Origin of the sequence: Cutibacterium namnetense (genome assembly GCF_001642025.1) — a bacterium.
In the GTDB taxonomy this organism is placed as follows: Bacteria; Actinomycetota; Actinomycetes; order Propionibacteriales; family Propionibacteriaceae; genus Cutibacterium; species Cutibacterium namnetense.
This window is the reverse complement of record NZ_LWHO01000001.1, coordinates 285,515-307,811: the sequence shown is the minus strand read 5'-3', so window position 1 is coordinate 307,811 and position 22,297 is coordinate 285,515. Positions and strand designations below refer to the sequence as shown.

Below are 22,297 nucleotides of genomic sequence, written 5' to 3'. Positions count from 1 at the left end.
AATCCTGTGAGGTTTGATTTCGCGGTGGCGACTGAGTTCGCAGCTAAACTCCGCGAGGCTGCGGGCAAGGTAACCACGTTCGAGGGTGAACGGGGCCGAGCCGAGTCGATGGCAGCGGCCGAGTTCCGGGGCTTCTTCTCTCAGGTGTTCCGTCAGAACATGCGGGTGTGTTCGACTGATGCGACGGAGTTTTCTGCGGCATTCACCCAGACCGCCGCTGAGATCGAGTACCTGGCTGGAGAGGCCCGTAAGGAGAACGAGCGGCGCCAGCAGGTGCGCGACTATCTGGCCTCACATGCCAACGAGAGCTTGTTCGAGCAGGGTATGGACAAGCTCCGGGAAATAGGCCATGGCTTGTTCGGTTCTGATGATGCACCCCTACCGAAAGCGACTCCCCCCGCCTCTCGGTGGGTGAAGCCCCCCGAGACGAGGCCACGGCAAGCAAACCAGGGGTTACGGGGGCCTTCTGGAGGTATCTCGAGTGCGGTTCCAGCAAATCTGACCGGTGGGGCCCGTCTGATCAGCGGAGCAAACCGGGGGCTGACGCCTGCGTCGGCGCTAGAAGGGTTGTATGAACAATTCCGTGCCAGATGCCAGTACGGATCGTTGATTGTGGATGGCCTGTTCGGCCAGTACCGGCGGTGGATGGGCCTCAATGATGCTGACGTGACGTGGCTAGAGGCGGTTGGCCGGGCGTTCGCTGCTGCCGGGGGCACAGGGTCGGTGAAGTTGGCCGATGTGGCGTTGGAGGCCGGGTTGCGGGCCGCTGGGGTGAGTGTGACGCGGGAGGATATTCAGGTATCCTCGCCCACGTTGAGTGGGATTGATCCTGCCACCGGGTATATCGAGGATCCGGTGAACTCAGCTACCGGGAATTTCGTGCTCCCCGAAACGGACCTGGCTTTTGGCGGGCCGAGCCAGGGGCTAGTGATCTCCCGGATGTACAACTCGACACTGGCCGCTGCTCACGACGAGCCTGAGGCGTGTGGGGTGTTAGGCCCCGGCTGGTCGACGATCTTGGATCAGCGTTTGATCGTCACTGATGAGCAGGCGCGTTGGGTGCGCGATGACGGCCGCGAGATCGTGTTCCCGCTCACGGGCCGCAATGGCGCCAGCGGCTCCCCCACTGCTGAGGGCTGCCCTACTGTCGAGGGACCATGGCGGGCCGCCCAGGGCAATGTGTGGATTTCACGCGGCGATGCTGCTGATCTAACTGGTGTTCAGGGCGCTACCGTGGCTGGGCCCGTGTGGATCGTTGCCGACAACACTGGTAGCCGGCTGGTCTTCACCGCTGAGGGTGCCTGGGTGGGTTCGACCTCCGGAGCGGGTGATGGGATATGGATCGAACGCCGTGATGGCATGGTCGTTTCTATGCACTCCGAGTGGGGCCGGTCGGTAGACCTGTGCTACGCGCAGGGCCGTCTGGTGAAGGCTGTGGCCAGTGATGGCCGCCAGGTGTGCTACAGCTACGATGCACAGGGCCGTCTGGTGAAGGTGACCCGTCCGGACGGGGTTCACCGCTACCAGTGGGACGGCTGGCTGCTCTGCCAGGTTACCGATGCGTCTGGTGTGGCGCATTGCGTCAACACTTTTGATGAGGCCGGAAGGATCCGCACCCAGCGGGATGCCACAGGACACCTGACACGGTTCACGTATCTTCCTGGTGGGGTAACCGTCGCCGATGACGGGCAGGGGCATCATTGCAATACGTGGATTAGTGATGCCCGGGGTCGCACGGTGGGGATCATTGATGCCGACGGGCAGCGCACCTCCATGTTGTATGACCGCTACGGCAACCTCGTCAGCGCTACTGATCGTGCGGGCAAGGTCATCCGTCATACCTATGACGGGCGGGGCCATTGCACCCGCACCACATTGCCCACCGGCGGGGTTATCGATTACGGCTGGGACGAGGCTGACCGGCTCACGACGATCTCAAGTGGTGGCACGCTCCGGGTACGCCTGGACTACCAGGGCACCGAACGCACACCCGTGCGCCTCGCCGATGCCCACGCCACCACCCTGACGATGTCGTGGGATCGGGGTCTACTGCGCCAACTGGTCGATGCTACCGGCGCGAGCATCAGTGTCGACTACGACGAGTATGGCCAGATTATGGCCATTACGAATGGGGTTGGTGCCACGTGGCAGTTCAGCCACGATGAGGCTGGACAGATCAGCCAGATCCTCACCCCGTTGGGGTATCGCACCGAGTTGACCTATGACGAGGCAGGCCGTCTCGTTGAGCGTACCGACCCGGACGGAGCCTGTTGGAGTTACGACTACGATGATGCCGGCCGCCTTGAGGCGTCCACTGCCCCTGACGGTGGATGCACCCGTTACGCCTGGGGCCCCGATGGCCAGATCACCATGATCACAGACCCAACCGGTGCCGCGACGACACTGTCGTATGACGAAGTGGGGGATCTGGCGGGAATAGGGCTACCTGACGGAGCCAGCTGGGGATTCCTGCGTGACGCGATGGCCCGGCTGTGCGCAGTGAAAGACCCGGATGGGGCCCACTGGCGCGCCTCGTACAACATCATCGGAGAACTGACCTCGCTGACCGACCCCACCGGGGTGAGTCTGCACGCCACTAGCACCGCTCACCAGGCTCAGGTCACGAATGCTGCGGGTCGGGTGATAGCCGCCGATCAGTTCGATGACTACGGGCGCATCGTCTCAAGCACCGATGTTTTTGGTGCGATGAGCCGCATCGATTACAACACAGCTGGTCTGCCAGCCGTGCTCACTGACCCCTCCGGCGCACCCACCCAGCTTGACTATGACCAGGTGGGACACCTGTCTACCGTCACGAGCCCCACCGGGTTGCAAGAGCGCTACTCCTACGACGCGGCTGGGCGCTTGGCCAGCACAACCGATCCGACCGGCGCGGTCACTCGCTACCACTACGATGCTGACTCCCGACTAATCGAAACTATCGACCCCACCGGGGTCGCCACCGAATACCGTTGGGACTCTGTGGGGCGGCTCGTAGAGACGCAAGTGGGCAAGGTCGTCACCTTCACCGCCGACTATGACGCGTGTGGACGACCCACGCGCACCTGGGATCCGGTCGCCGGAACCCGACATTTCCGTTACAACACCGCTGGCCGACTCATCACAGCAGTCGATCCCGCCGGCGGCGTCCACCGTTACACCTGGGATAAACGCGGACGACTGGTCACCACCACCGACGCCACCGCGCTAACGACCTACCGGTACAACCAGCTAGATCAGGTTGTGGAATCCACCGATCCTGCCGGCGGAACCCACCGCTACACCTGGAACCCAGCGGGGCGTCTCACCAGTCATACCGGCCCTGACGGCACCACGACTAGCTACGACACGCGCGACGGAGTAGAAACAGTCACCATTGACGGGCAGGTCTCCACCCGCAGGTGGTGGGACTTTGAGGCCCGCCAGCTTCACATTGACGACCACAGCGATCCTGAGGTTCCCGTTCACCACACTATCAGCGTCGATGTGCGCGGTCTCGTCTGTGACCACACCACCACCGACGGTGACGGTAAGGTCATCAGTCGCCACCACTGGGATTGGGATAGTGAGGGCCGCCTGACCCGCGCCAATGACACCCACGCAACCGTGTCATACACCTACCGGGGCGATGGGCTACCCACCCAGATTACTCACTCCGCCTTAGGTGCCGCGAGTCTGGCCTGGGATAGTGCCGGGCGACTCACCGACGTCACCACGCCCGACCATCACGATCACTGGGATCATGATGGCGGCCTGGTGTGTGGGTATGCCCATGATGGGCGCGTCACGCGTGTCGCCCGTGATGCCCAGGGGCGGGTTACCGGGATAGAGGGGCCATCAGGGCGTTGGAGTTACGGTTATAACGAGGCGGGGTCACTCACCAGCGCGACCGGACCCCGCACCCACCACACCTGGACTCACGACGCCTATGGCCGACTCACCAGTCACGCCACCTCCGAAGCAGACACCATCTTCACCTGGGACCAGGAAGGCCACCTGACACAGACGCGTACGCGTGCAAACGGGCACGACAGTGCCATCCAGTATCGCTATGACGCGGCGGGAAGGCGCGTCAGTGCGACCAGCCCAGACGGCCCGGGTGAGCGTTACTCCTGGGATGGGCGGGGTTGGCTGTCTGGCATCACCACCGGCTCCACGACCTTATCGACTCACGTCGATGCGTTGGGGCGCGCCAGTCGTATCACCACTGGGGACCAGCAGGTGCGAGTGGACTGGGACTTCGTCACCGGGGCCCCTACCTCGATTGATGGTCATCCTGTGCTTCCCCTGCCAGGAGGACGCATCCTCGGTGCCACACCCATCGGCGATACCAACCTGTGGCGTGAGGCCATGCCGACCGACCCTGACAACCCTTACCAGCCCGCCACGGCCACTATTGAGGGTGTCCCCGAGGCGATCAGGATGGCCGGGAACGCGCTAGTGGTTGATGGGCATCCTTGGTGGGGGGCGCGCCTCTACGACCCAACTACCACTACCTTCTTGTCTCCTGACCCGTTAGCTCCGCCCGCCGGCGCGCTGTGGGCCAACAATCCCTACGACTACGCCAACAACAACCCGCTCGCCCTCACCGACCCCTTCGGGACTCACCCCGTCACCGACGGCCAACTCGCAGCCATCACCCACCCCGTCGGCACACTCGCACACTATGTCGCCAACTCCGTCAGTGCACTCGCGCATCACATCACCGATCCGATCAGCCACTGGTGGACCACCCACAAAGACCGGATCCTGTCTCCAGAATTCATCGGTGGAGCTTTAGTTATCGGTCTCGGTATTGCCGTGACAGCGACCGGTTTCGGTGGCCCCCTTGGCGCTGCAATCATCTCCGGGGCCCTCATTTCAGGAGGTTTCTCCGCCAGCTCCCAGAAATACACAACCGGCAATGTAAACAAGGGCACTGTCATTAAGGATGCAATCATCGGCGGCGCTGTGGGTGGTGTCGGGGCAGGCACCACCAACCTTGTTGGCTCCCAGGTTTTGAAACACTCCGACACCGCCGCAGCCCTAGTGGAGAAATACGCAGCTGATAAAACAGTCAGCGAGGCAGGAACTAGTTTACTAACTAAACTTAACGGCAGGACAGCCGCCGACAATGCGCTCAAGCTGGCAGTCAAGGACGGCGACGATGTATCCGCTTTGTTCCTGGGAAAGAAACTTACTGGTAGTACGGCGTCACAGTTCACGACTGCGAACACTAATTATGTGCTTGATACCTCTTTGTCCGATAATAAGCATTTTACGGCTGCAGGATTTATGACTGCCAATCTTCAGGCTGGTCTACAGGGGATCTCGGAAGTTATGTTAAAGCTCCCAACCCACAGCCTGGCGCCCTCGACCATGCCCGGTTACCACGGCCCCCAGGGCTTCAAGCGCGGCCTGGTCGAAGCAGGCAAGGAAGCCGCATGGTCTGGCACAAGCAACGCTATCTCGGATGGATTCACCGCAATGATCGACTACCACCAAGACTCATACGATCCCGGAAAGACAGGAAAGAGCGTGCTCAAGCACATAGCCAAGGGCACTGGCAATTCCCTCCACACTGGCTTCCCTGGCATACACTTAGACCACTTGAGGAAATGAACATCCATGAGCATCGAGCCCCGCTATCTGTCAGCAGACATGGACAACGCGCCTATACATCTGGTTGACGACGAATACCGCTTGCAAGAATCACTGCGCGTTATGAGCTCCGATCCACACGAGCCACGAATCTTCTCCCAAGAACGCATTTTCGTTCCCGTATTCCTGTCGTTAGGATCCGGGATGACATGGGCCATGGTATCGATGCTGTTGAGTGACTCCGAGGGGGTCAAGGACAGCATCGCAGGATGGCTTTACCTCACACTCTTCCTCGGAACTCCTTATCTGTTGTTGTCCCATGGCCTGTGGCGCCGATTTGGCGTCGACCACGACAAAGTCTGGACCCGATTCGGACACCTCTTCTACCGTCAAGTCCGCTTCAACGACATCACCCGAATCGGCGTAGGAATAGAGCGATACAAAATCTGGGCCGGAAAAACCAAAATCAACATCGACTACCACCGATTCGACTACGCCCTCTTCTACCTGCGCCTCCTCGAAGAACTCCACCACCGCCGAATCCACCTCCCCAAAGCCAACATCAACGACCCCGACTGGGACGAAGAAGCCCAAATATGGCGCAATGGCCTCGCCGAAGACATCTGGGTCGCCCACCGCGACTTCTACGACACCCACCCCGAACAACTAGCACGCCTCAACGCCCTCATCCCCCCACCCGACCACTACGACGACTAACACCACCAGCTTCCCCGGGCTACACGCGTCCAAATAACAGATGCCATGTTTGTAGACAACAGTGCCGGGCCACGCGAATTCGGCCCCAACGATGACGCATCACTCGAACTACCCGCCGAAGGAGCCTACCGAGTCCAAGAAGCACTACGCGTCATGGGCTGGGACCCACACCACCCACGCGTATTCTCCCAAGCCAGAGGCCTAGTCCCGGTATGGCTACCCCTCACAGCAGGAATGACCTGGGCAATGGGATCAATGATCCTCAGCAACTCCGACAGCATCAGAGACACACTCACAGGGTGGGCTTGCATCGCGTTATTTCTCGGAACGCCCGTCTGGATTCTCAGCGACGTTACACTCCGCAGATACGGCGTCGACTACGACAAAGTCTGGACCCGATTCGGCCCCTTCTTCTACCGCCAAATCCGCTTCACCGACATCACCCGATTCGACATCGGTGTAGAACGCTACAAAATCTGGGACGGAAAAACCAAAATCAACATCGACTACCACCGATACGACTACGCCCCATTCTACCTACGCCTCCTCGAAGAACTCCACCACCGCCGAATCCGACTCCCCAAAGCCAACATCAACGACCCCAACTGGGACGAACAAGCCCAAATATGGCGCAACATCCTGGCAGCCGATACCTACCGAGAACACCGCGACTTCTACAACGCCAACCCCGAACAACTAGCACGCCTCAACGCCCTCACCCCACCACCAGACCACTACGATGACTAACAGATCCGTCACGTAGCAAGCGTCCAGCCCCGCACAGAAAGATGACCATGACCGCCGAACCACTCACGTTCACGCAACCATGGGCCCCGCAGCCCTGGGGCCAGCCTGCCACTTCCGCACCCGATGACCTGTCGGCGCAGGACCCAGCCAGCCCCCAGCACCTGCGCCCTTCGCGGAAATGGATCAAATGGGGACTCATCATCGCCGTCATTACCACCCCCTTCTTGCGGTGGGTCATCTCCAACCCGGGCGGCTATCCCATTCTGTCCACAGGCTGCCAACTGGCCGTCACCCTTCCCGGCTACATCATGGTCTTTTACTCCCTGCTCTACCGCACCCACATCGACGACGACACCATCTCTATCCATATCGGCCCTTTCCGGCGCACAATCGACGCCCACAGCATCACGAAACTTGCCATCACACCCAACTGCTACCTCATCACCGATGAGTCGGGACACCGGGTACGCGTCAACCATCACGCTCACGACATCGACCGGGCACTCCTCCACCTACTGGTCACCCTCCACACCCGAGCCATCGATCTGCCGGAAGGCTCCCCCAACCATCCAGACTGGCCGACCTGGGCTCAACACTGGCGAAACATCTTTGCGACCGCCATCTATGACCACCACACCAGCTACTACACCACTCACCCTGACGCTGTCACTCGCCTCAATGCCCTCGTCCAACCAGCCACCGCTTAACCGCGGTCACACCAACTGACCCCACAACCAATCCACACGAGCCACGAGTCTTCTCCCAAGAACGTATTTTCGTTCCCGTATTCCTGTCGTTAGGATCCGGGATGACATGGGCCATGGTATCGATGCTGTTGAGTGACTCCGAGGGGGTCAAGGACAGCATCGCAGGATGGCTTTACCTCACACTCTTCCTCGGAACTCCTTATCTGTTGTTGTCCCATGGCCTGTGGTGCCGATTTGGCGTCGACCACCGACTAACACGCTGCTCATGAATTAGAGCGAAAATGAACGGCGGCTTTGGGCTCAATCAGCAGGGGGAGCAGCCTTGGGGCAGGAATCACGCCCTCGCGTAGCGGTTCAAACACCCACACGTTAGAAGATGTTGCACCTGCCTTCAGGACCTAAACGTCACGCTAACCGTGCCGTGAACTATCGTTTGGGCCAAGGTCACGAGGAGGCGTCCATGAAACCGTCACGAGTCCGCTGGGATGAACTGCCCGACTCGGTCCACTATCGAGTTGCCGAAATCCTGGGGTCCCCGGTTTCCGTCGACAACGTCCAGACCCAGGGCACCACCCCCGGTGTGGCCTCGCGGGTTGTCACCGCTGACGGTTCTCACGCCTTCGTCAAGGTTGGCCACCCCGACATCAACAAGGACCTCCCGAACCTAAACCGTCACGAAGCCACCCTGCTGTCATCCCTGCCCGACACCGCCCCCGCCCCACGCCTGCTCGGTCGCATCGACGTCGACGGATGGGTGGGCATGGTCACCTCCGACGTCGAGGGCCCTCACCCCCGTCTGCCCTGGTCAGACGAGAACATCGACACCACCCTTGCTGCCCTGTCCCGTTTAACCGAAACGCCGGCCAGTTCCCACGAGCAGTGGGAACCGTTCTCGGCGCTCCTGCAACAGACCCCATCGGTGTGGGAGCAGTTCCTGGCCGACACCCCCGCAGACCTCGACCCCTGGCTCATCGAGCGTCTACCCGATCTCGCCGGACGCGTCGAGCGGCTCGCCCGCAACTCCTGCGGTGACACCGTTATCCATGGCGCCGTTCGATCCGACAACGTACTTTTGTGCACAGATGGAGCTGTTCTCGTCGATTGGTCCCACGCCCGGATAGGCCCGGCATGGGTCGACGCAGCTGGGCTCATCGTCGACATCATTCACACCGATCCGATTGACGCCCCACGGTGGAATCGCGCCGATAACCTTGTCAAGCGCGTCGCAGCTGAATTCTGCCCGTCCACTCACGGCGAACCAGCAGTTGAACCCATCGTTGACCTCCTCGTCGCCGTTTTAGGGCTCTCGGAACGCGAATGCCGCAAGCCCGCCCCTGCTGGAATGCCCCAGTTGCGCGAGTTTCAGCGCGAAAGGGCGAGTCGGCTGCGCGCCTGGTTGTGGGCCTCCGAGCATCTCGCTTAACTATCGGGCTGAGCACCCCGATTCAGAACACGGAAGCACACCAGCCTGTCTGAGGCCCCCCTTACAGTGAATGGCGTGACGACTTCCAAGACTCCGTCCGCCGCGCCCGCCTCAACGTACCGTCTGCAGTTCAACAAGAACTTCACCTTCGCCGACGCCACCGCTCAGCTCGACCACCTCGCTGCTCTTGGCGTGAGTCATGTGTTCTGCTCCCCTATTCTGCAGGCCGCGCCTGGATCTACTCACGGCTATGACGTCGTAGACCACACCCAGATCTCGCAGGAGTGCGGTGGCGAACAGGATTTTCGTCGGCTGTGTACCAAAGCCCATGACGCCGGGCTGGGCATCGTCGTCGACGTCGTCCCCAACCATATGGCCGTACCGACACCGTTGTGGCACAACTCCGCGCTGTGGAGCTTGCTGCGTGACGGGCCCTCCTCCCCGTACGCAACCTGGTTCGACGTTGATATCTCCACGTCACTGTCGATCCTTATGGCGATCCTCGGTGATCGCATCGGCACCGAGCTGACGGCAGGCACCATCCACATCGATACCCGGGACATCCCCGACCACGACGGCACCATCCACGCTGAACACGTCGTCGTCTATCACGATCACGTCTTCCCGGTACGTCCGGGCACTGAATCCCTACCGCTAGCTGAACTACTCGACCAACAGTGGTATCGGCTGGCCTACTGGAAGGTTGCTGCCGAAGAGCTCAACTATCGCCGCTTCTTCAACGTCGACACCCTGGCGGCCATCCGGGTGGAAGATGACGACGTCTTCACAGCATCCCATGCCAAGCTACTGCAGCTCTACCATGACGGGCTCATCGACGGGTTCCGCATCGACCACCCGGACGGCCTGGCCAATCCACGCAAATATCTGACGGACCTGCAACAAGCCACCAATGGTGCCTGGGTCGTCGTCGAGAAAATCTTAGAGCCCTCCGAAACCCTGTCCTGCGAACTGCCATGCGCCGGCACAACTGGCTATGACTCCCTGCTACGCGTCGACGGGCTGTTTATCGACCCAGCCGGCATGGTGCCGCTGAGCACCCGCTACGAGCACATTTGTGCCGACGATGAGTCAAAAGTCTCCTTCCCCGCCGAACTGAACCAAGCTAAACGCGAGGTGCTCGACGACATGCTCGTCACCGAGCTCAACCGACTGGCAAACGTTGCAATGGACATCTGCGCCTCTGACATCATGCTGCGCGACCACACCCGCCGTCAGCTGACAAGAGCCATCACCGAGCTGCTCGTAGCAATGGACCGTTACCGCGCCTACCTCGAGCCTGGCCGAGTTCCCGGGCCCGGCGAAATGAAGGCTATCGAGACTGCGGCAGGCTTAGCTCGTCTAGAGCTACCCGAAGAAGAACACGACACTATTGAACTGGTCGTCGACATGGTATGCGGGCGCCTCGGGCCTTCGAGCGACCCAGCAGTACAGGCCAGCCGCGACGAATTCATGGTGCGTTTCGCCCAAACCTGTGGCCCGGTAATGGCAAAAGCCAAGGAAGACACCGCCTTCTACCGCTACACCCGGTTTACCGCAGTCAACGAGGTCGGCTGCGACCCCGAAGTGGCCGGGATTTCCGTTGATGACTTCCACGACTTTGCGCGCACTCTCGGCGAAAAGTTCCCAACAACGATGACAACCTTGTCAACGCACGATACGAAACGATCGACCGATGTTCGTGCCCGACTGGCATCCCTCACGGAGTTCCCGCAACACTGGGATCAAACCATCACAGCCTTGGAGACCGCCACCGCTAGCCAGCGCTCTGAGCTACTAGACGGCGCGACGATCAACCTGTTGTGGCAGACCTTGGCTGGCACCTGGCGCCTGCCCGGAACAGCTGCCGGGGCTACTCCCATCAGCGATGACAGACTCATCACTTACCTCACGAAGGCGGTACGGGAAGCTAAATCCCATACCACCTGGACTGACCCAGACGTCGACTACGAATCGGCACTACTAGATCTCGCGACGTTCTGCCTAAATGACGACTCCGTAGCCAACGCCCTCGATAGCTTCACCGAAACAACCAGCACTGCAGTACGAGCCGCAATCCTTGGGCGAGCCCTCGTGCAGTTGACCATGCCCGGAGTACCCGACACCTATCAGGGCTGTGAACTCGTGGACTTATCACTGGTAGATCCGGATAATCGTCGCCCGGTCGACCACGAGCGCTCCCACAGGCTATTGCAGACTTTAGAGTCAAAAGACCTCGACGCAATAGCGGATGACGACCGTCTGGACGCCGAAAAGCTGCTCGTGGTCCACCGAGCCCTGGATGTGCGGCGACGACATACCGACGCCTTCCGTGGTGATCATGCGAGCTACCGCCCCGTCGCGACAACCACCGGTCACGCGGTGGCCTTTGCCCGCGGAATCGACGACGAGCCTCCGACAGCCATCACCGTTGCAACTCGACTAGCTGGGGCATTGGAAGGGCGAGGTGGCTGGGCCGACCATCAAGTTGTGCTGCCGGAGGGGACATTCACCGACGCCATCACGGGAAAGACACGGCACGGAGGTGCGGTTAAATTTGCCGATCTCCTTGACGACATGCCCGCTGCGCTGCTGGTCAATGAGGACAGACGATGACCAACCAAGTGACTGTCTGGGCCCCCGCCCCCACAAAAGTCCAGACTCTCCTGGACGGACAGCTGCTCAACATGACCCGCGACGGTCAATGGTGGACGCTTCCTCAGCCCCTCAGGGATGGCCAGCGCTACCAGTTCGTCCTGGACGGCGGCGATCCATTACCCGATCCGCGCAGCCGTTACCAACCTGAAGGCGTCCACGGCCCGTCACAGGTCTACACCCCTCGCGAACCGGCACCCTGGCAAGGCATAGACCTCAAGGGCCGGGTGCTCTATGAAATGCATATCGGCACCTTTACCGAGCAGGGCACCTTCGCCGCTGCGATCAACCACCTTGACGACCTCGTCGAGCTTGGGGTGGAGGCCGTTGAAGTGATGCCCGTCGCCCAGATCCCTGGCACCCGGGGCTGGGGATACGACGGGGTCGATCTCTACGCCACCCAGAACACCTACGGCGGTCCAGCTGCCTTCCAGCAGTTCATCGACGCAGCCCACTCCAAAGGACTTGGGGTCATCCTTGACGTCGTCTACAACCACCTGGGACCCGAGGGAAACTACCTGGCAAACTTTGGGCCCTATTTCAACCACCACCCGACTCCCTGGGGCGATGCGGTGAACTTCGATGGCGACAACAACTCCCCGGTGCGACAATTCGTTATCGCCAATGCCCACCAGTGGCTCGTCGACTATGGCGTCGATGGGCTGCGATTGGACGCCGTCCACACCCTCATCGATGACTCCGAGCCCCACATCCTCGCTGAACTCTCGACCCGGGTCGCTGCATGGTCGCAGGAAATCGCCCGCCCGCTGACCCTCATCGCGGAATCAGACCTTAACCAGCCCGACACGGTCACTCCAGTCGGCGTTAACGCGGGAGCCCGCGGCATGACGATGCAGTGGGATGACGACATCCACCACTCCCTGCACGCCTTTTTCACTGGTGAAACCGACGGCTATTACTCCGATTTTGGGAGCGCCGCGACCCTCGTCAAGGCGTTTACCAAAGTATTCGTCCACGACGGCGGCTGGTCATCGTTTCGAAACCAGAACTGGGGAGCACCGGTAGACGTCCACAGCACCCACTACGACGCGGCATCCTTCGTCAGCTTCATCCAAGACCATGACCAGGTTGGCAACCGGGCCGCAGGAGATCGGCTGGGACACAACGGCACCGACCCAAACCTCCAAGCAGCCTCCGCCGCCTTGTACCTACTGGGCCCCTTCACACCCATGATCTTTATGGGTGAGGAATGGGCAGCGTCGACCCCATTCCCGTTCTTCAGCGACCTGGGCCCCAAGCTTGGGCCCCTAGTCACCACGGGACGACGCCGAGAGTTTCAAAAAATGGGGTGGCACAGCGTCATCCCGGACCCGCAATCGATTGAGACCTTCCAGTCGGCAAAGCTGAACTGGGCCGAACGCCACGAGCCAAAGCACGCACGGATGCTCGACTGGTACCGCGCCCTGCTCCACGTTCGCTCCTGCCTCCCCCAGCAGAGCACCCACAGCCTCGAAACCACAACGATGGAGGCGCTATCCCCCGACGCCGTCATCATGAAACGTCCGGGTCTGGTCGTCGTGGCAAGCCGGAGCAACACCCCCGTCACGGTCACAGGGCTGACTAAAAGCCCCTCCTGCACCTTGGCGCAGGGAACCCACGAGATCGCGGCGGGGTCGGTCACCTTGACCAGCCCCGGATGTGTTGTCCTGACCGATTAACGGAGCACGACGACGCACTTGATGATTACAGCCCCCTAAGGCCCCCTCGAGCGGCACAATGAGCACCATGCACCTCAATCTTGGCCTCGCCCAGACCATCAACCGCGCAACCCACGTCACCCGAGGATTCCGCCACATCGTGATGGTGACCGCCGCAGGTGACGACCACCCCGACCGTCTCGTTGCCGATCTCAGCGACGAGTTCTCCCGCCGGGGAATCAAGGTGTCACAGCTTCCGATCGGCCCCCAAAACGTCACTACCGCCTCGTCGACGCCTGCCCCGGCGCGCAAAGTGCTGACGAAATGGTCACATCACCGTCAGGAGAAGGCACGCCAGGAACTCGATGAGAGTCTCGACCAGCAGTCCGCAATCATCGTTACTGATCCCCGTCGTCTCGACGAGGTCGCCGACCTTCAGGTGGCTAACCGGCCGGAGCGCCCAGTCGTCGTCCTGCTCGCCACCGACCCTGACAACGCTCCTGACGAGCTTCCGGAGCTTGTTGACGTTGTCGTCACCCCTAACCCCAAGACCGATCCCTGGATGCATCTGGGCATCCCGGTGCACTCCATTGGCGTACCGGCGGCTGGCGGCAACCCGGCCCCCGGCGACCGCCCCAAGCGAGTTGCTCACTCGGCCCGTGCACCGATGGGCAGCTTGCTGACGCCCTCCTCGCCTTCGACCGCGCCTGCCAGGTTGTGCCCGGCTGGTCCTTGGAAATCTGCCTTGACGACGAGTCCAGAGTCCACTCGGCGGTAGCAGCCCGCCGCGACGTCGGTATTCACCCGGCTGCCTCCGAGAACACGGTCATGAATCAGAGCGAATTAGCACTCGTCATGACCCGCAAGGAAGACCTAGCCTCCCGAATCCTCGACGCCGCTGGCGCCGGTCTGCCCGCAGTCAGCTACGCCGATACTCCCGCAGCAGCTGACATGCTGTCGCGGTGCGGCTACCCCGCCACAGGTGAGTTGTCCAGCGCACTAACCCAGGGCATGGCTGACGCCCCACTGCGTCGGATCCAACAGGAATCTGCCGCCAAGCTCCTCGCCGACCACGCTGCTGCGAAGATCAGCGAGGCATGGCTCGACCTCATGTTTAACGTGGTGCGTAGCCGCCGCTGAGACGGTTCACAACGGCGCGTAACGTGCGTGAGAACGTGTCCGCCCCGTCGCGCACGCCACGCGGAACACCGTCTCCGTCGGGCGTCGTCGAACCTTCTGGGTACACTCGCATGGTGGTCACCCGTGTGAAAGCGGGTGCCCAGCCCGACATGTAGCCGGAAGGAGGAGCCGGGTGGGATTCCTGGACAAAGTCGAGAAGTCGATCGAAGGTGCCGTCAGTGACGTCTTCGCGCGCGCCTTCCGTGGCGAGGTTGAACCGGTTGAGATCGCCGGTCGGCTGCAGCGCGAGCTCGACTCCGATGCGCAGATCCTGTCCCGCGACAAGTCACTGGTCCCGAACGACTTCGTCGTCCGGTTGTCCAGCCGTGATTACGAGCGTCTGGTTCCCTACACCAAGACCCTCAACGCCGAGATCATCCCGACGCTGCGCGACCACGCCAGTGAGCGTCACTACGTATTCAACGGACCTATCCATATCCGGTACGACTTAGATGACTCTCTTCCGGTCGGCAAGTTCACTATCTTGACCGGCGAAAATCACGCGAAGGCTTTCTCGGATCGGCGGGCACCACTGGTACTAGAGGTCAATGGGGTGCGTCACCCCCTCACTCCTCCGGGGCTGACGATTGGCCGTGGTTCTGACGCCGACATCCGCATCAACGACCCAGGTATCTCTCGCCTCCATGCTCGTATCAACGTCTGGCCGCAAGGCAACAGCATCGGCTTGTCCATTGAGGACCTCGGCTCCACCAATGGCGTGACGGTCAATGGTGTGAAGGTCGCCACCACCGAGCTTGGCGACGGGTCACGCATCGAGATTGGATCGACGAGGATGCTAGTCCACTCGCCGACGGGGATGTGATCGTGAGCGAATTTCTCGTCGCGCTATTGCGCATCACTTATCTGGCGGTGCTGTGGGTTTTCATCCTGCTCGTCATCAACGTTATTCGTACCGACATCTACGGGCACCGAGTCCCTCGCAATGCTGAAGCGGCCGCCGTCGAGCCTGGCCGACGCAGCAAGAGCCGCAAGGATCGACGCCGTGAGTCTGCCCCGGAACCAACCGGCCTGCAGGTCATCTCGGGAAGTCGGGCCGGCACCTATGTTCCGCTGGCCAACGGCGTCACAGTAGGGCGCAGCAACGACTGCACCCTACCCATCGACGACGATTACGCCTCCACCCGCCATGCCGAGTTCACCCCAGGGATCGACGGCGCATGGTTCGTTGAGGATTTGGCCTCAACCAACGGCACCCATGTCAACGGTGAGCGCATCGAAGATCCGACGCGCCTGTCGGTGGGGGACGAGGTGCGAATCGGCAGGACCACCATGACCGTCACCGGCAGGCGATAAGCGATGGCCTTCTCCCTCGATATTCGATGCCATTCCGAAATCGGTCTGGTCCGGCGCAACAATCAGGACTCGGGATACGTCTCCCCGAGGCTGCTCGTCGTCGCTGACGGCATGGGAGGCGCAGCCGCAGGTGACCTTGCCTCGACCGTTGCGGTGCGTCACGTCGCTAAAGCCGATCGAAGGTTCTCCGACGAAGGCGCCCCGGCTCGCCCCCAAGGCGAAGAAATGCTCACCGTTCTTTCCGGAGCGGTAGCCGACGCCAATGACGAGCTCGCCGACCTCGTTGCCTGGGACTCCTCCCTTGAAGGGATGGGGACGACCTTCTGTGGCGCGATGTTCTCCGGTACCCAACTCGGCATCGTTCACATCGGCGACTCCCGCGGCTACTTGCTGCGTCAAGGCCGAATGAAGCGGATGACTCACGATCACTCCTGGGTGCAGTCCCTCATTGACGATGGCCGGATCACTCCCGAAGAAGCCGCTGTGCACCCGCACCGGTCTCTCCTGCTCAAGGTGCTTAATGGCCAGCCCCAGCACGTCCCGGACACCCAGATCGTGGATCTACGATTGGGCGACCGCATCTTGTTCTGCTCCGATGGACTGTGCGGTCTCGTCGACGACAACACGATCGCCGAACACCTCAACACCACCAACCTCGAAGACGTCGTCGACCTGCTGACAACAGATGCCCATGCTGGTGGCGGTACTGACAACATCACCATCGTCGTCGCCGAAGTCGTCGAGGCCGATCCCATCCTCGACGCTTCCGAACCGCACATCATTGGCGCAGCGACGACCCGCAAAGTACCCGAGCATGAGGCCACCGCCCCACTACCCCTCGATCAACCGCTATCGGTACCGAAGAGCGACGGCAAGTCGACCGTGTTATTCGACTCTGAGGCCGAAGAGTCGATGCGTTATGCCCCGGTCGACTCCATGCACCGCCACCGCCGACATTGGTTGTGGCCCATCACCATCCTGGCCCTCGCCGCCGTACTGGTCGGCGGTATCTTCGGTGCTCGCGCCTACCTCAACACGCAATACTACGTTGGTACCAACAACGACGCAGTAGCCATTTACCAAGGGTCACCCGACCATTTAATCTGGATCCACCTATCCCACGTCGCCGAGAAAACTAACATCAAAACTGCTGATCTTCCCCGCTATTACCGCAACCGCGTCTCAGGGAGTATCCGGGTTTCCTCAATGGATTCAGCCCGCGCCACGGTTGCTGAGCTGCGTACTGGGGCTCAACAATGCAAAGCCATCCGGGAGGCAGCTGCCACTACGCCAACTCCCGCCAGCCCCTCGACGGCCCCCTCGGCACCCCTGCAATCTACTGCCAGCGGACCCGCCGCCAGCGCCTATCACACTACCCAGCCATCTGCTGTACCAACCCCGGCCGTGCCGACGCCAACCTCCGCAATGCCCTCGCCGAGCGCCTCAGGACACGAAGTCGACCTCCCGGCCGTCGATTCGGGGGATTGCCAATGAGTATCGGACAAGAATTTGATGACGGCACCGTCGTCGTCCAGGCCAAGCGGCGCTGGACGGAGCTGTTCATGCTTCTTATCGCCTGGGCTATCGGCTTCGGCGGATGGGCTCTCACCGAACTTAACATCAATCACGTTGTGCCAAACACCTGGATGATTGTGGGTGGCGTGTGGCTGGCCGTGATCGGCGTTGCGCATATCTTCGTGAGGATCGTCATCCCCTACGCCGACCCGGTGATCCTGCCTATCGCCTTCACCCTCAATGGGCTCGGGCTAGCGATGATCCACCGCATCGACTACATCCCCGATCCGCACTATCACCGCATGGAAACCCAAGCTTTGTGGACGGCTTTGGGTATCGTCCTGTTCGTCGCGACGTTGCTCATTCTGCGCGATCATCGCAACTTGCAGCGATACCCGTACGTGCTGTTCATCGTCGGCCTCGTTTTCCTCATGCTGCCCCTGATCCCGGGCTTGGGCATGGAGACGCTGGGATCACGAGTGTGGATCCGCATCGGTTCCTACACCTTCCAGCCAGCTGAGATATCCAAAGTGATGCTAGCTATCGCTTTTGCCGGCTACCTCGTCGACAATCGCGACGTTCTCTCCCGCGCCGGGCACAAAATCCTCGGGGTTACTCTGCCGCGCGCCCGCGACCTCGGGCCCATCGCCGTCATGTGGGTAGCGACGATGCTCGTCATCGTCTACCAAAACGACCTAGGCACCGGAATGCTGTTCTACGGCATGTTCGTGGTGATGCTGTACATCACCACCGAACGGGGCGGATGGGCCATCCTGGGAGCGGTGAGCTTCCTCGGCGGGGCTGTGCTGGCCTACACCTTCTTCGGCCACGTACGAGTTCGCTTCGACTCCTGGCTGCACCCCTTCACCAATTACACCCAGAACTACCAGATCATCCAGGCGCAATTCGGGCTCGCCTGGGGCGGACTAGCCGGGCGTGGCTGGGGGCTGGGACGTCCCGGCATGGTTCCGCTAGCATGGAGCGACTTCATCGCTACATCCATAGGTGAGGAACTCGGCGTCACAGGCCTCATGGCCGTTATCGTGCTCTTCTTCGTCCTCACCGCCCGCGGAATGCGCACCAGCCTCGGCTGCCGTGACGAATTCGGCAAACTCATGGTTGTTGGCTTATCCTTCACCCTCTCCCTCCAGGTCTTCGCCATCATCGGCGGTGTCACCCGCCTCCTGCCGTTGACCGGCCTAACAACCCCATTTATGAGCCAAGGTGGTTCCTCGTTGATCGCAAACTGGGTCATCGTCGCGATCATCATGATCGTCTCGCATCGGAATCGAAAGCCTGCCGACGACTTCGTCGCCACCACCCCGACACCTGATCCTCAACAAGTACTCACCCCAGATGGAGGCACGCGATGAATAAGCAGATTCGCGCGGTCTCTTTGCTTGCCGGGCTGATGTTCCTGGCACTCATGGTCAACCTCACGGGTTCGGCTATGTTCCGTCAGGCTAGCCTCAACAACGATCCCCACAACGTTCGGGTACGTGACGCGGAGTTCTCCCAGAACCGTGGCAATATTCTCGTCGGTTCGATGCCGATCGCCACCACGAAGTCAAGCAATGGCAAGTTCGCCTATCAGCGTGTATACCCGTCAGGGCCGAAATACGCCCCCATTACCGGGTATTACTCCTACTACTACGGACGATCCATGCTGGAGCAGACTCAGAACGCCCAGCTCACCGGAACCTCCGACGCCCAGTGGCTCTCCCGCATCACCGGCACCTTATCCGGCCACAAACCTGAGGGCGGCTCCATCACCACGACGATCAACGCTAAAGCGCAGGATGCCGCATGGGAGGGACTCAAAGGCAAAAAGGGCGCCGTCGTCGCGCTGGACTACACCACTGGCGCGGTGCTGGCCATGGCGTCCTCCCCCTCCTATAACCCCAACGATCTTGCCTCCCACCATCTCAAAGACACCACCCAGGCATGGAAGGACCTCGTCGCGGACCCGTCGTCTCCGCTATCGAACCGCGCAACCCGGGAAACGTACCCGCCAGGCTCAACATTCAAATTGGTGACGGCTGCGGCAGCTCTCCAGAACGGTTACAACCCGAACTCCAAAGTCGACTCACCGGAAAACTGGATTCTGCCGGGCACTCGCACCCCGCTGACGAACGAAACCAACTGCGGGGGCAGCAAGGTCACCCTGACCCACGCCCTCGATATCTCGTGCAATACCGCCTTCGGCAAGCTCGGCGTGGCCCTAGGCCAAGACAAGGTTCGGGATCAGGCTGACCGGTTTGGATTCGGCAAGGCCGTCGGCTCCGATCTTTCGTCAGCTGTATCGAGGTTCCCTCAGCACCTCACCGATGCCCAGTTGGCGCAAAGCTCCATCGGTCAGTTCGACGTGGCGGCCTCCCCCCTGCAGATGGCCATGGTGACTGCCGGCATCGCCAATGACGGCAAACTCATGACCCCGTACCTCACCGCACAGGTCAGGGCATCGAACCTGCAGGTAGTCTCCGAGCACCACCCGCAACAGATGTCGCAGCCGATGACGAAAGAGTCGGCCGAGCAGTTGAAGTCGATGATGGTCTCGGTGGTCAACAACGGCACCGGCAAGAGGGCACGCATTGATGGGGTCAGCGTCGGCGGTAAAACCGGCACGGCCCAGACAGTGAAAGGCAAAGCCCCCTATGCGTGGTTCGTCGGATGGTCGGACAACCCGCACGTGGCAGTAGCAGTCTTCATCCAGTCTTCAGACACCGCTACCAACGAGGTTTCAGGAGGCCGCCTCGCGGCTCCCGTCGCCAGAGATGTCATCGAGGCGATGAGATGACAGACAAACAAGCATCCAGCACCCACTACGTCAACACAGAGGAGATCCCTCAATGAGCGCTGAGAGTTGGCTCTCCGGGCGTTACGAACTGCAAAATCTCATCGGTCGCGGCGGCATGGCCGATGTCTGGAAGGCCCGCGACCACCGTCTCGGCCGCGACGTCGCGGTAAAAAAGCTGCGTACCGACCTCGCCAGTGACGACACCTTCCAGGCGAGATTCCAGCGCGAGGCGCAGTCGGCTGCGCGCCTCAACCACCCCAATATCGTCGCCGTGTACGACACCGGTGAAACGAAGGACCCGACCACCGGTCTACAAGTGCCGTATATCGTCATGGAGCTCATTGACGGTCATACCCTGCGCGACGTGCTGCGCGACGGTCGCAAGATCCTGCCCCGTCGTGCCTTAGAGTTCACTCAAGGTGTGCTCGACGCGCTGAGCTACTCCCACGCTGCCGGCATCGTCCACCGCGACATCAAGCCAGCCAACGTCATGCTCACCCGCGAGGGCTACGTCAAGGTGATGGACTTCGGTATCGCACGAGCGGTCGCCGACACCTCCGCCACCATGACCCAGACGGCTGCCGTCATAGGCACCGCACAGTACCTTTCCCCTGAACAGGCCCGCGGCGAGACCGTCGACAATCGTGCTGACATCTATGCCACCGGCTGCCTGCTCTATGAGTTGCTGGTTGGGCGCCCGCCGTTTATCGGTGACTCGCCTGTCTCGGTGGCCTACCAGCACGTCCGCGAGGTTCCGGCCGCACCGTCCTCCCTGGACGCCGAGATCACCAATCAGATGGACGCCATCACCCTCAAGGCGCTCGCCAAAGACCCATCGGATCGCTACCAAACTGCCAAGCAGATGCGTGACGACATCGATCGCCTCCTATCGGGGCGCGAACCCGTTGCGATGCACAGTCACGCCGATCCCGAAGCTGATACCCAAGAGCAAACTCACCTCATTCCGGCCGCTGCGACGACTACCGCCACAACCGGCCCCCTCCCTGCCGCCGCTGCGCAAGACGGGGCCAGCCCTGTTCACACTGAAAGCCCCCAGGAGCCCGAGGAACCGCGTCGTAAGCGTTGGCCAGTTATCGCCATAACGATCCTGGTCGTGGTGTTGCTCGCTCTACTCGGGTTCGGATTACATCGGGTATTTAGCTCGTCCTCGCAGTCCTCCCCGGCTCCTACGCCATCCAGCACGGTAAAGATGGTCAACGTTCCGGCCGTCACCGGTTTAAGCCAGCAGGGAGCGACCTCAACCCTGGAAAATGCCGGGCTGAAGGTCAAGGTCAACCATGTTCAAAAGGACGAATCGACCGCCAACCAGGTCGTCGCGCAGAGCCCAGTCGCTAACAAGAAGGTTCCTGCCGGTAGTGATGTGACGATCACCGTCAACGATGGACCGAAGCAGCTCACGATCCCGCGCAATATCGTCGGATCATCGAAGGGTGACGCCCTCAAGGCCCTTAAAGATGCCGGGTTCTCTGACAGCCAGATCAAGGTGACCAACGATGACCCCAAGACTGAGCCGACTAAGGCGAAGGCTGGCACCGTTGACTCTGTCAGTCCAGGGGCCGGAACATCACTGACCCCCGATCAGCAAGTCACCTTAACGATCGCCACCGGCAAGTCGGTGGTACCGAACCTAAAGGGCATGAGCGTCGACGAGGCTAATTCAGCCGCCGGATCGAGCGGATTCTCCATCTCGGTGGAGCGTCAAACGACGTCCTCTGCCGCTCCGGACACAGTCTTTGGACAGGATCCGGACTACGGGGCTGTTGCCGACAGGTCGACGGCCATCAAGGTGCTCGTTGCCGTGGCGCCGCCAGAGCCTACTCACGAGCCGCAAGCACCCTCCGCCTCGTCGGACGATCCGTCCTCGTCGTCAATCGCCCCGGCCCCAGCGGCCCCGACGACTGCAACGCCCACGGCTAGCCCGTCGTCGAACGGCTGAAGCCCAATGCCCTAGCGGGATCATCTGGCTGGCGCCTAGACGCCACCACGC

Annotated in this window: 13 protein-coding genes and 1 pseudogene; all 14 read left to right on the top strand. The window is 61.2% G+C overall.

The window, feature by feature from the left end:
• Window positions 1–645 precede the first annotated feature (645 nt).
• The 14 genes and pseudogenes from A5483_RS12675 (at window position 646) to pknB (ending at window position 22,246) form a co-directional block, all read left to right on the top strand.
• Window positions 646–5,601, top strand: a complete 4,956-nt coding sequence (locus A5483_RS12675; protein ID WP_284961424.1) for a DUF6531 domain-containing protein — start codon at window positions 646–648, stop codon at window positions 5,599–5,601.
• Window positions 5,602–5,607: 6 nt separating this feature from the next.
• Complete coding sequence (locus A5483_RS01235; protein WP_063810780.1) at window positions 5,608–6,297, top strand: hypothetical protein; 690 nt, start codon at window positions 5,608–5,610, stop codon at window positions 6,295–6,297.
• A gap of 45 nt (window positions 6,298–6,342) precedes the next feature.
• Window positions 6,343–7,044, top strand: coding sequence for a hypothetical protein (locus A5483_RS01230; RefSeq protein ID WP_042843199.1), 702 nt, complete (start codon window positions 6,343–6,345; stop codon window positions 7,042–7,044).
• Window positions 7,045–7,091: 47 nt separating this feature from the next.
• Window positions 7,092–7,751: a hypothetical protein gene (locus A5483_RS01225; RefSeq protein WP_241497659.1), complete on the top strand. Its 660-nt coding sequence runs from the start codon at window positions 7,092–7,094 to the stop codon at window positions 7,749–7,751.
• Between the two features lie 460 nt (window positions 7,752–8,211).
• Complete coding sequence (locus A5483_RS01220; RefSeq protein ID WP_063810778.1) at window positions 8,212–9,174, top strand: aminoglycoside phosphotransferase family protein; 963 nt, start codon at window positions 8,212–8,214, stop codon at window positions 9,172–9,174.
• A gap of 75 nt (window positions 9,175–9,249) precedes the next feature.
• Window positions 9,250–11,787: a malto-oligosyltrehalose synthase gene (gene treY, locus A5483_RS01215; RefSeq protein WP_063810938.1), complete on the top strand. Its 2,538-nt coding sequence runs from the start codon at window positions 9,250–9,252 to the stop codon at window positions 11,785–11,787.
• The gene (treZ, locus tag A5483_RS01210; RefSeq protein WP_063810777.1) at window positions 11,784–13,505 is read left to right on the top strand and encodes a malto-oligosyltrehalose trehalohydrolase; all 1,722 of its coding nucleotides are present in this window, start codon (window positions 11,784–11,786) and stop codon (window positions 13,503–13,505) included. The genes treY and treZ overlap by 4 nt, the downstream gene beginning before the upstream one ends.
• Window positions 13,506–13,572: 67 nt before the next feature.
• Window positions 13,573–14,624, top strand: a pseudogene (locus A5483_RS01205) (glycosyltransferase family 1 protein).
• Window positions 14,625–14,796: 172 nt separating this feature from the next.
• Window positions 14,797–15,486, top strand: coding sequence for an FhaA domain-containing protein (locus tag A5483_RS01200; RefSeq protein ID WP_002550234.1), 690 nt, complete (start codon window positions 14,797–14,799; stop codon window positions 15,484–15,486).
• A 2-nt stretch (window positions 15,487–15,488) separates the two neighbouring features.
• Window positions 15,489–15,977 (top strand): FHA domain-containing protein FhaB/FipA, encoded by a 489-nt coding sequence (locus tag A5483_RS01195; RefSeq protein WP_063810937.1) that lies wholly within the window; start codon window positions 15,489–15,491, stop codon window positions 15,975–15,977.
• Between the two features lie 3 nt (window positions 15,978–15,980).
• The gene (locus A5483_RS01190) at window positions 15,981–17,471 is read left to right on the top strand and encodes a PP2C family protein-serine/threonine phosphatase (protein ID WP_082863954.1); all 1,491 of its coding nucleotides are present in this window, start codon (window positions 15,981–15,983) and stop codon (window positions 17,469–17,471) included.
• Window positions 17,468–18,865 carry an FtsW/RodA/SpoVE family cell cycle protein gene (locus A5483_RS01185; protein ID WP_063810776.1) on the top strand — a complete coding sequence of 466 codons (1,398 nt, stop codon included), beginning with the start codon at window positions 17,468–17,470 and terminating at the stop codon, window positions 18,863–18,865. Before A5483_RS01190 ends, A5483_RS01185 begins: the two co-directional genes overlap by 4 nt.
• Window positions 18,862–20,289: a peptidoglycan D,D-transpeptidase FtsI family protein gene (locus A5483_RS01180; RefSeq protein WP_063810775.1), complete on the top strand. Its 1,428-nt coding sequence runs from the start codon at window positions 18,862–18,864 to the stop codon at window positions 20,287–20,289. The genes A5483_RS01185 and A5483_RS01180 overlap by 4 nt, the downstream gene beginning before the upstream one ends.
• A gap of 52 nt (window positions 20,290–20,341) precedes the next feature.
• Window positions 20,342–22,246, top strand: a complete 1,905-nt coding sequence (pknB, locus tag A5483_RS01175) for a Stk1 family PASTA domain-containing Ser/Thr kinase (RefSeq protein ID WP_063810774.1) — start codon at window positions 20,342–20,344, stop codon at window positions 22,244–22,246.
• Window positions 22,247–22,297 lie beyond the last annotated feature (51 nt).

Excerpts from the sequence above, each read along its gene's own strand:
- A5483_RS01230 (WP_042843199.1), top strand. The coding sequence starts at position 6,343 with ATGTTTGTAGACAACAGTGCCGGGCCACGCGAATTCGGCCCCAACGAT.
- pknB (WP_063810774.1), top strand. The coding sequence starts at position 20,342 with ATGAGCGCTGAGAGTTGGCTCTCCGGGCGTTACGAACTGCAAAATCTC.
- A5483_RS01185 (WP_063810776.1), top strand. The coding sequence starts at position 17,468 with ATGAGTATCGGACAAGAATTTGATGACGGCACCGTCGTCGTCCAGGCC.
- treZ (WP_063810777.1), top strand. The coding sequence starts at position 11,784 with ATGACCAACCAAGTGACTGTCTGGGCCCCCGCCCCCACAAAAGTCCAG.
- A5483_RS01180 (WP_063810775.1), top strand. The coding sequence starts at position 18,862 with ATGAATAAGCAGATTCGCGCGGTCTCTTTGCTTGCCGGGCTGATGTTC.
- A5483_RS01225 (WP_241497659.1), top strand. The coding sequence starts at position 7,092 with ATGACCGCCGAACCACTCACGTTCACGCAACCATGGGCCCCGCAGCCC.
- A5483_RS01190 (WP_082863954.1), top strand. The coding sequence starts at position 15,981 with ATGGCCTTCTCCCTCGATATTCGATGCCATTCCGAAATCGGTCTGGTC.
- A5483_RS01235 (WP_063810780.1), top strand. The coding sequence starts at position 5,608 with ATGAGCATCGAGCCCCGCTATCTGTCAGCAGACATGGACAACGCGCCT.
- A5483_RS12675 (WP_284961424.1), top strand. The coding sequence starts at position 646 with ATGGGCCTCAATGATGCTGACGTGACGTGGCTAGAGGCGGTTGGCCGG.
- A5483_RS01220 (WP_063810778.1), top strand. The coding sequence starts at position 8,212 with ATGAAACCGTCACGAGTCCGCTGGGATGAACTGCCCGACTCGGTCCAC.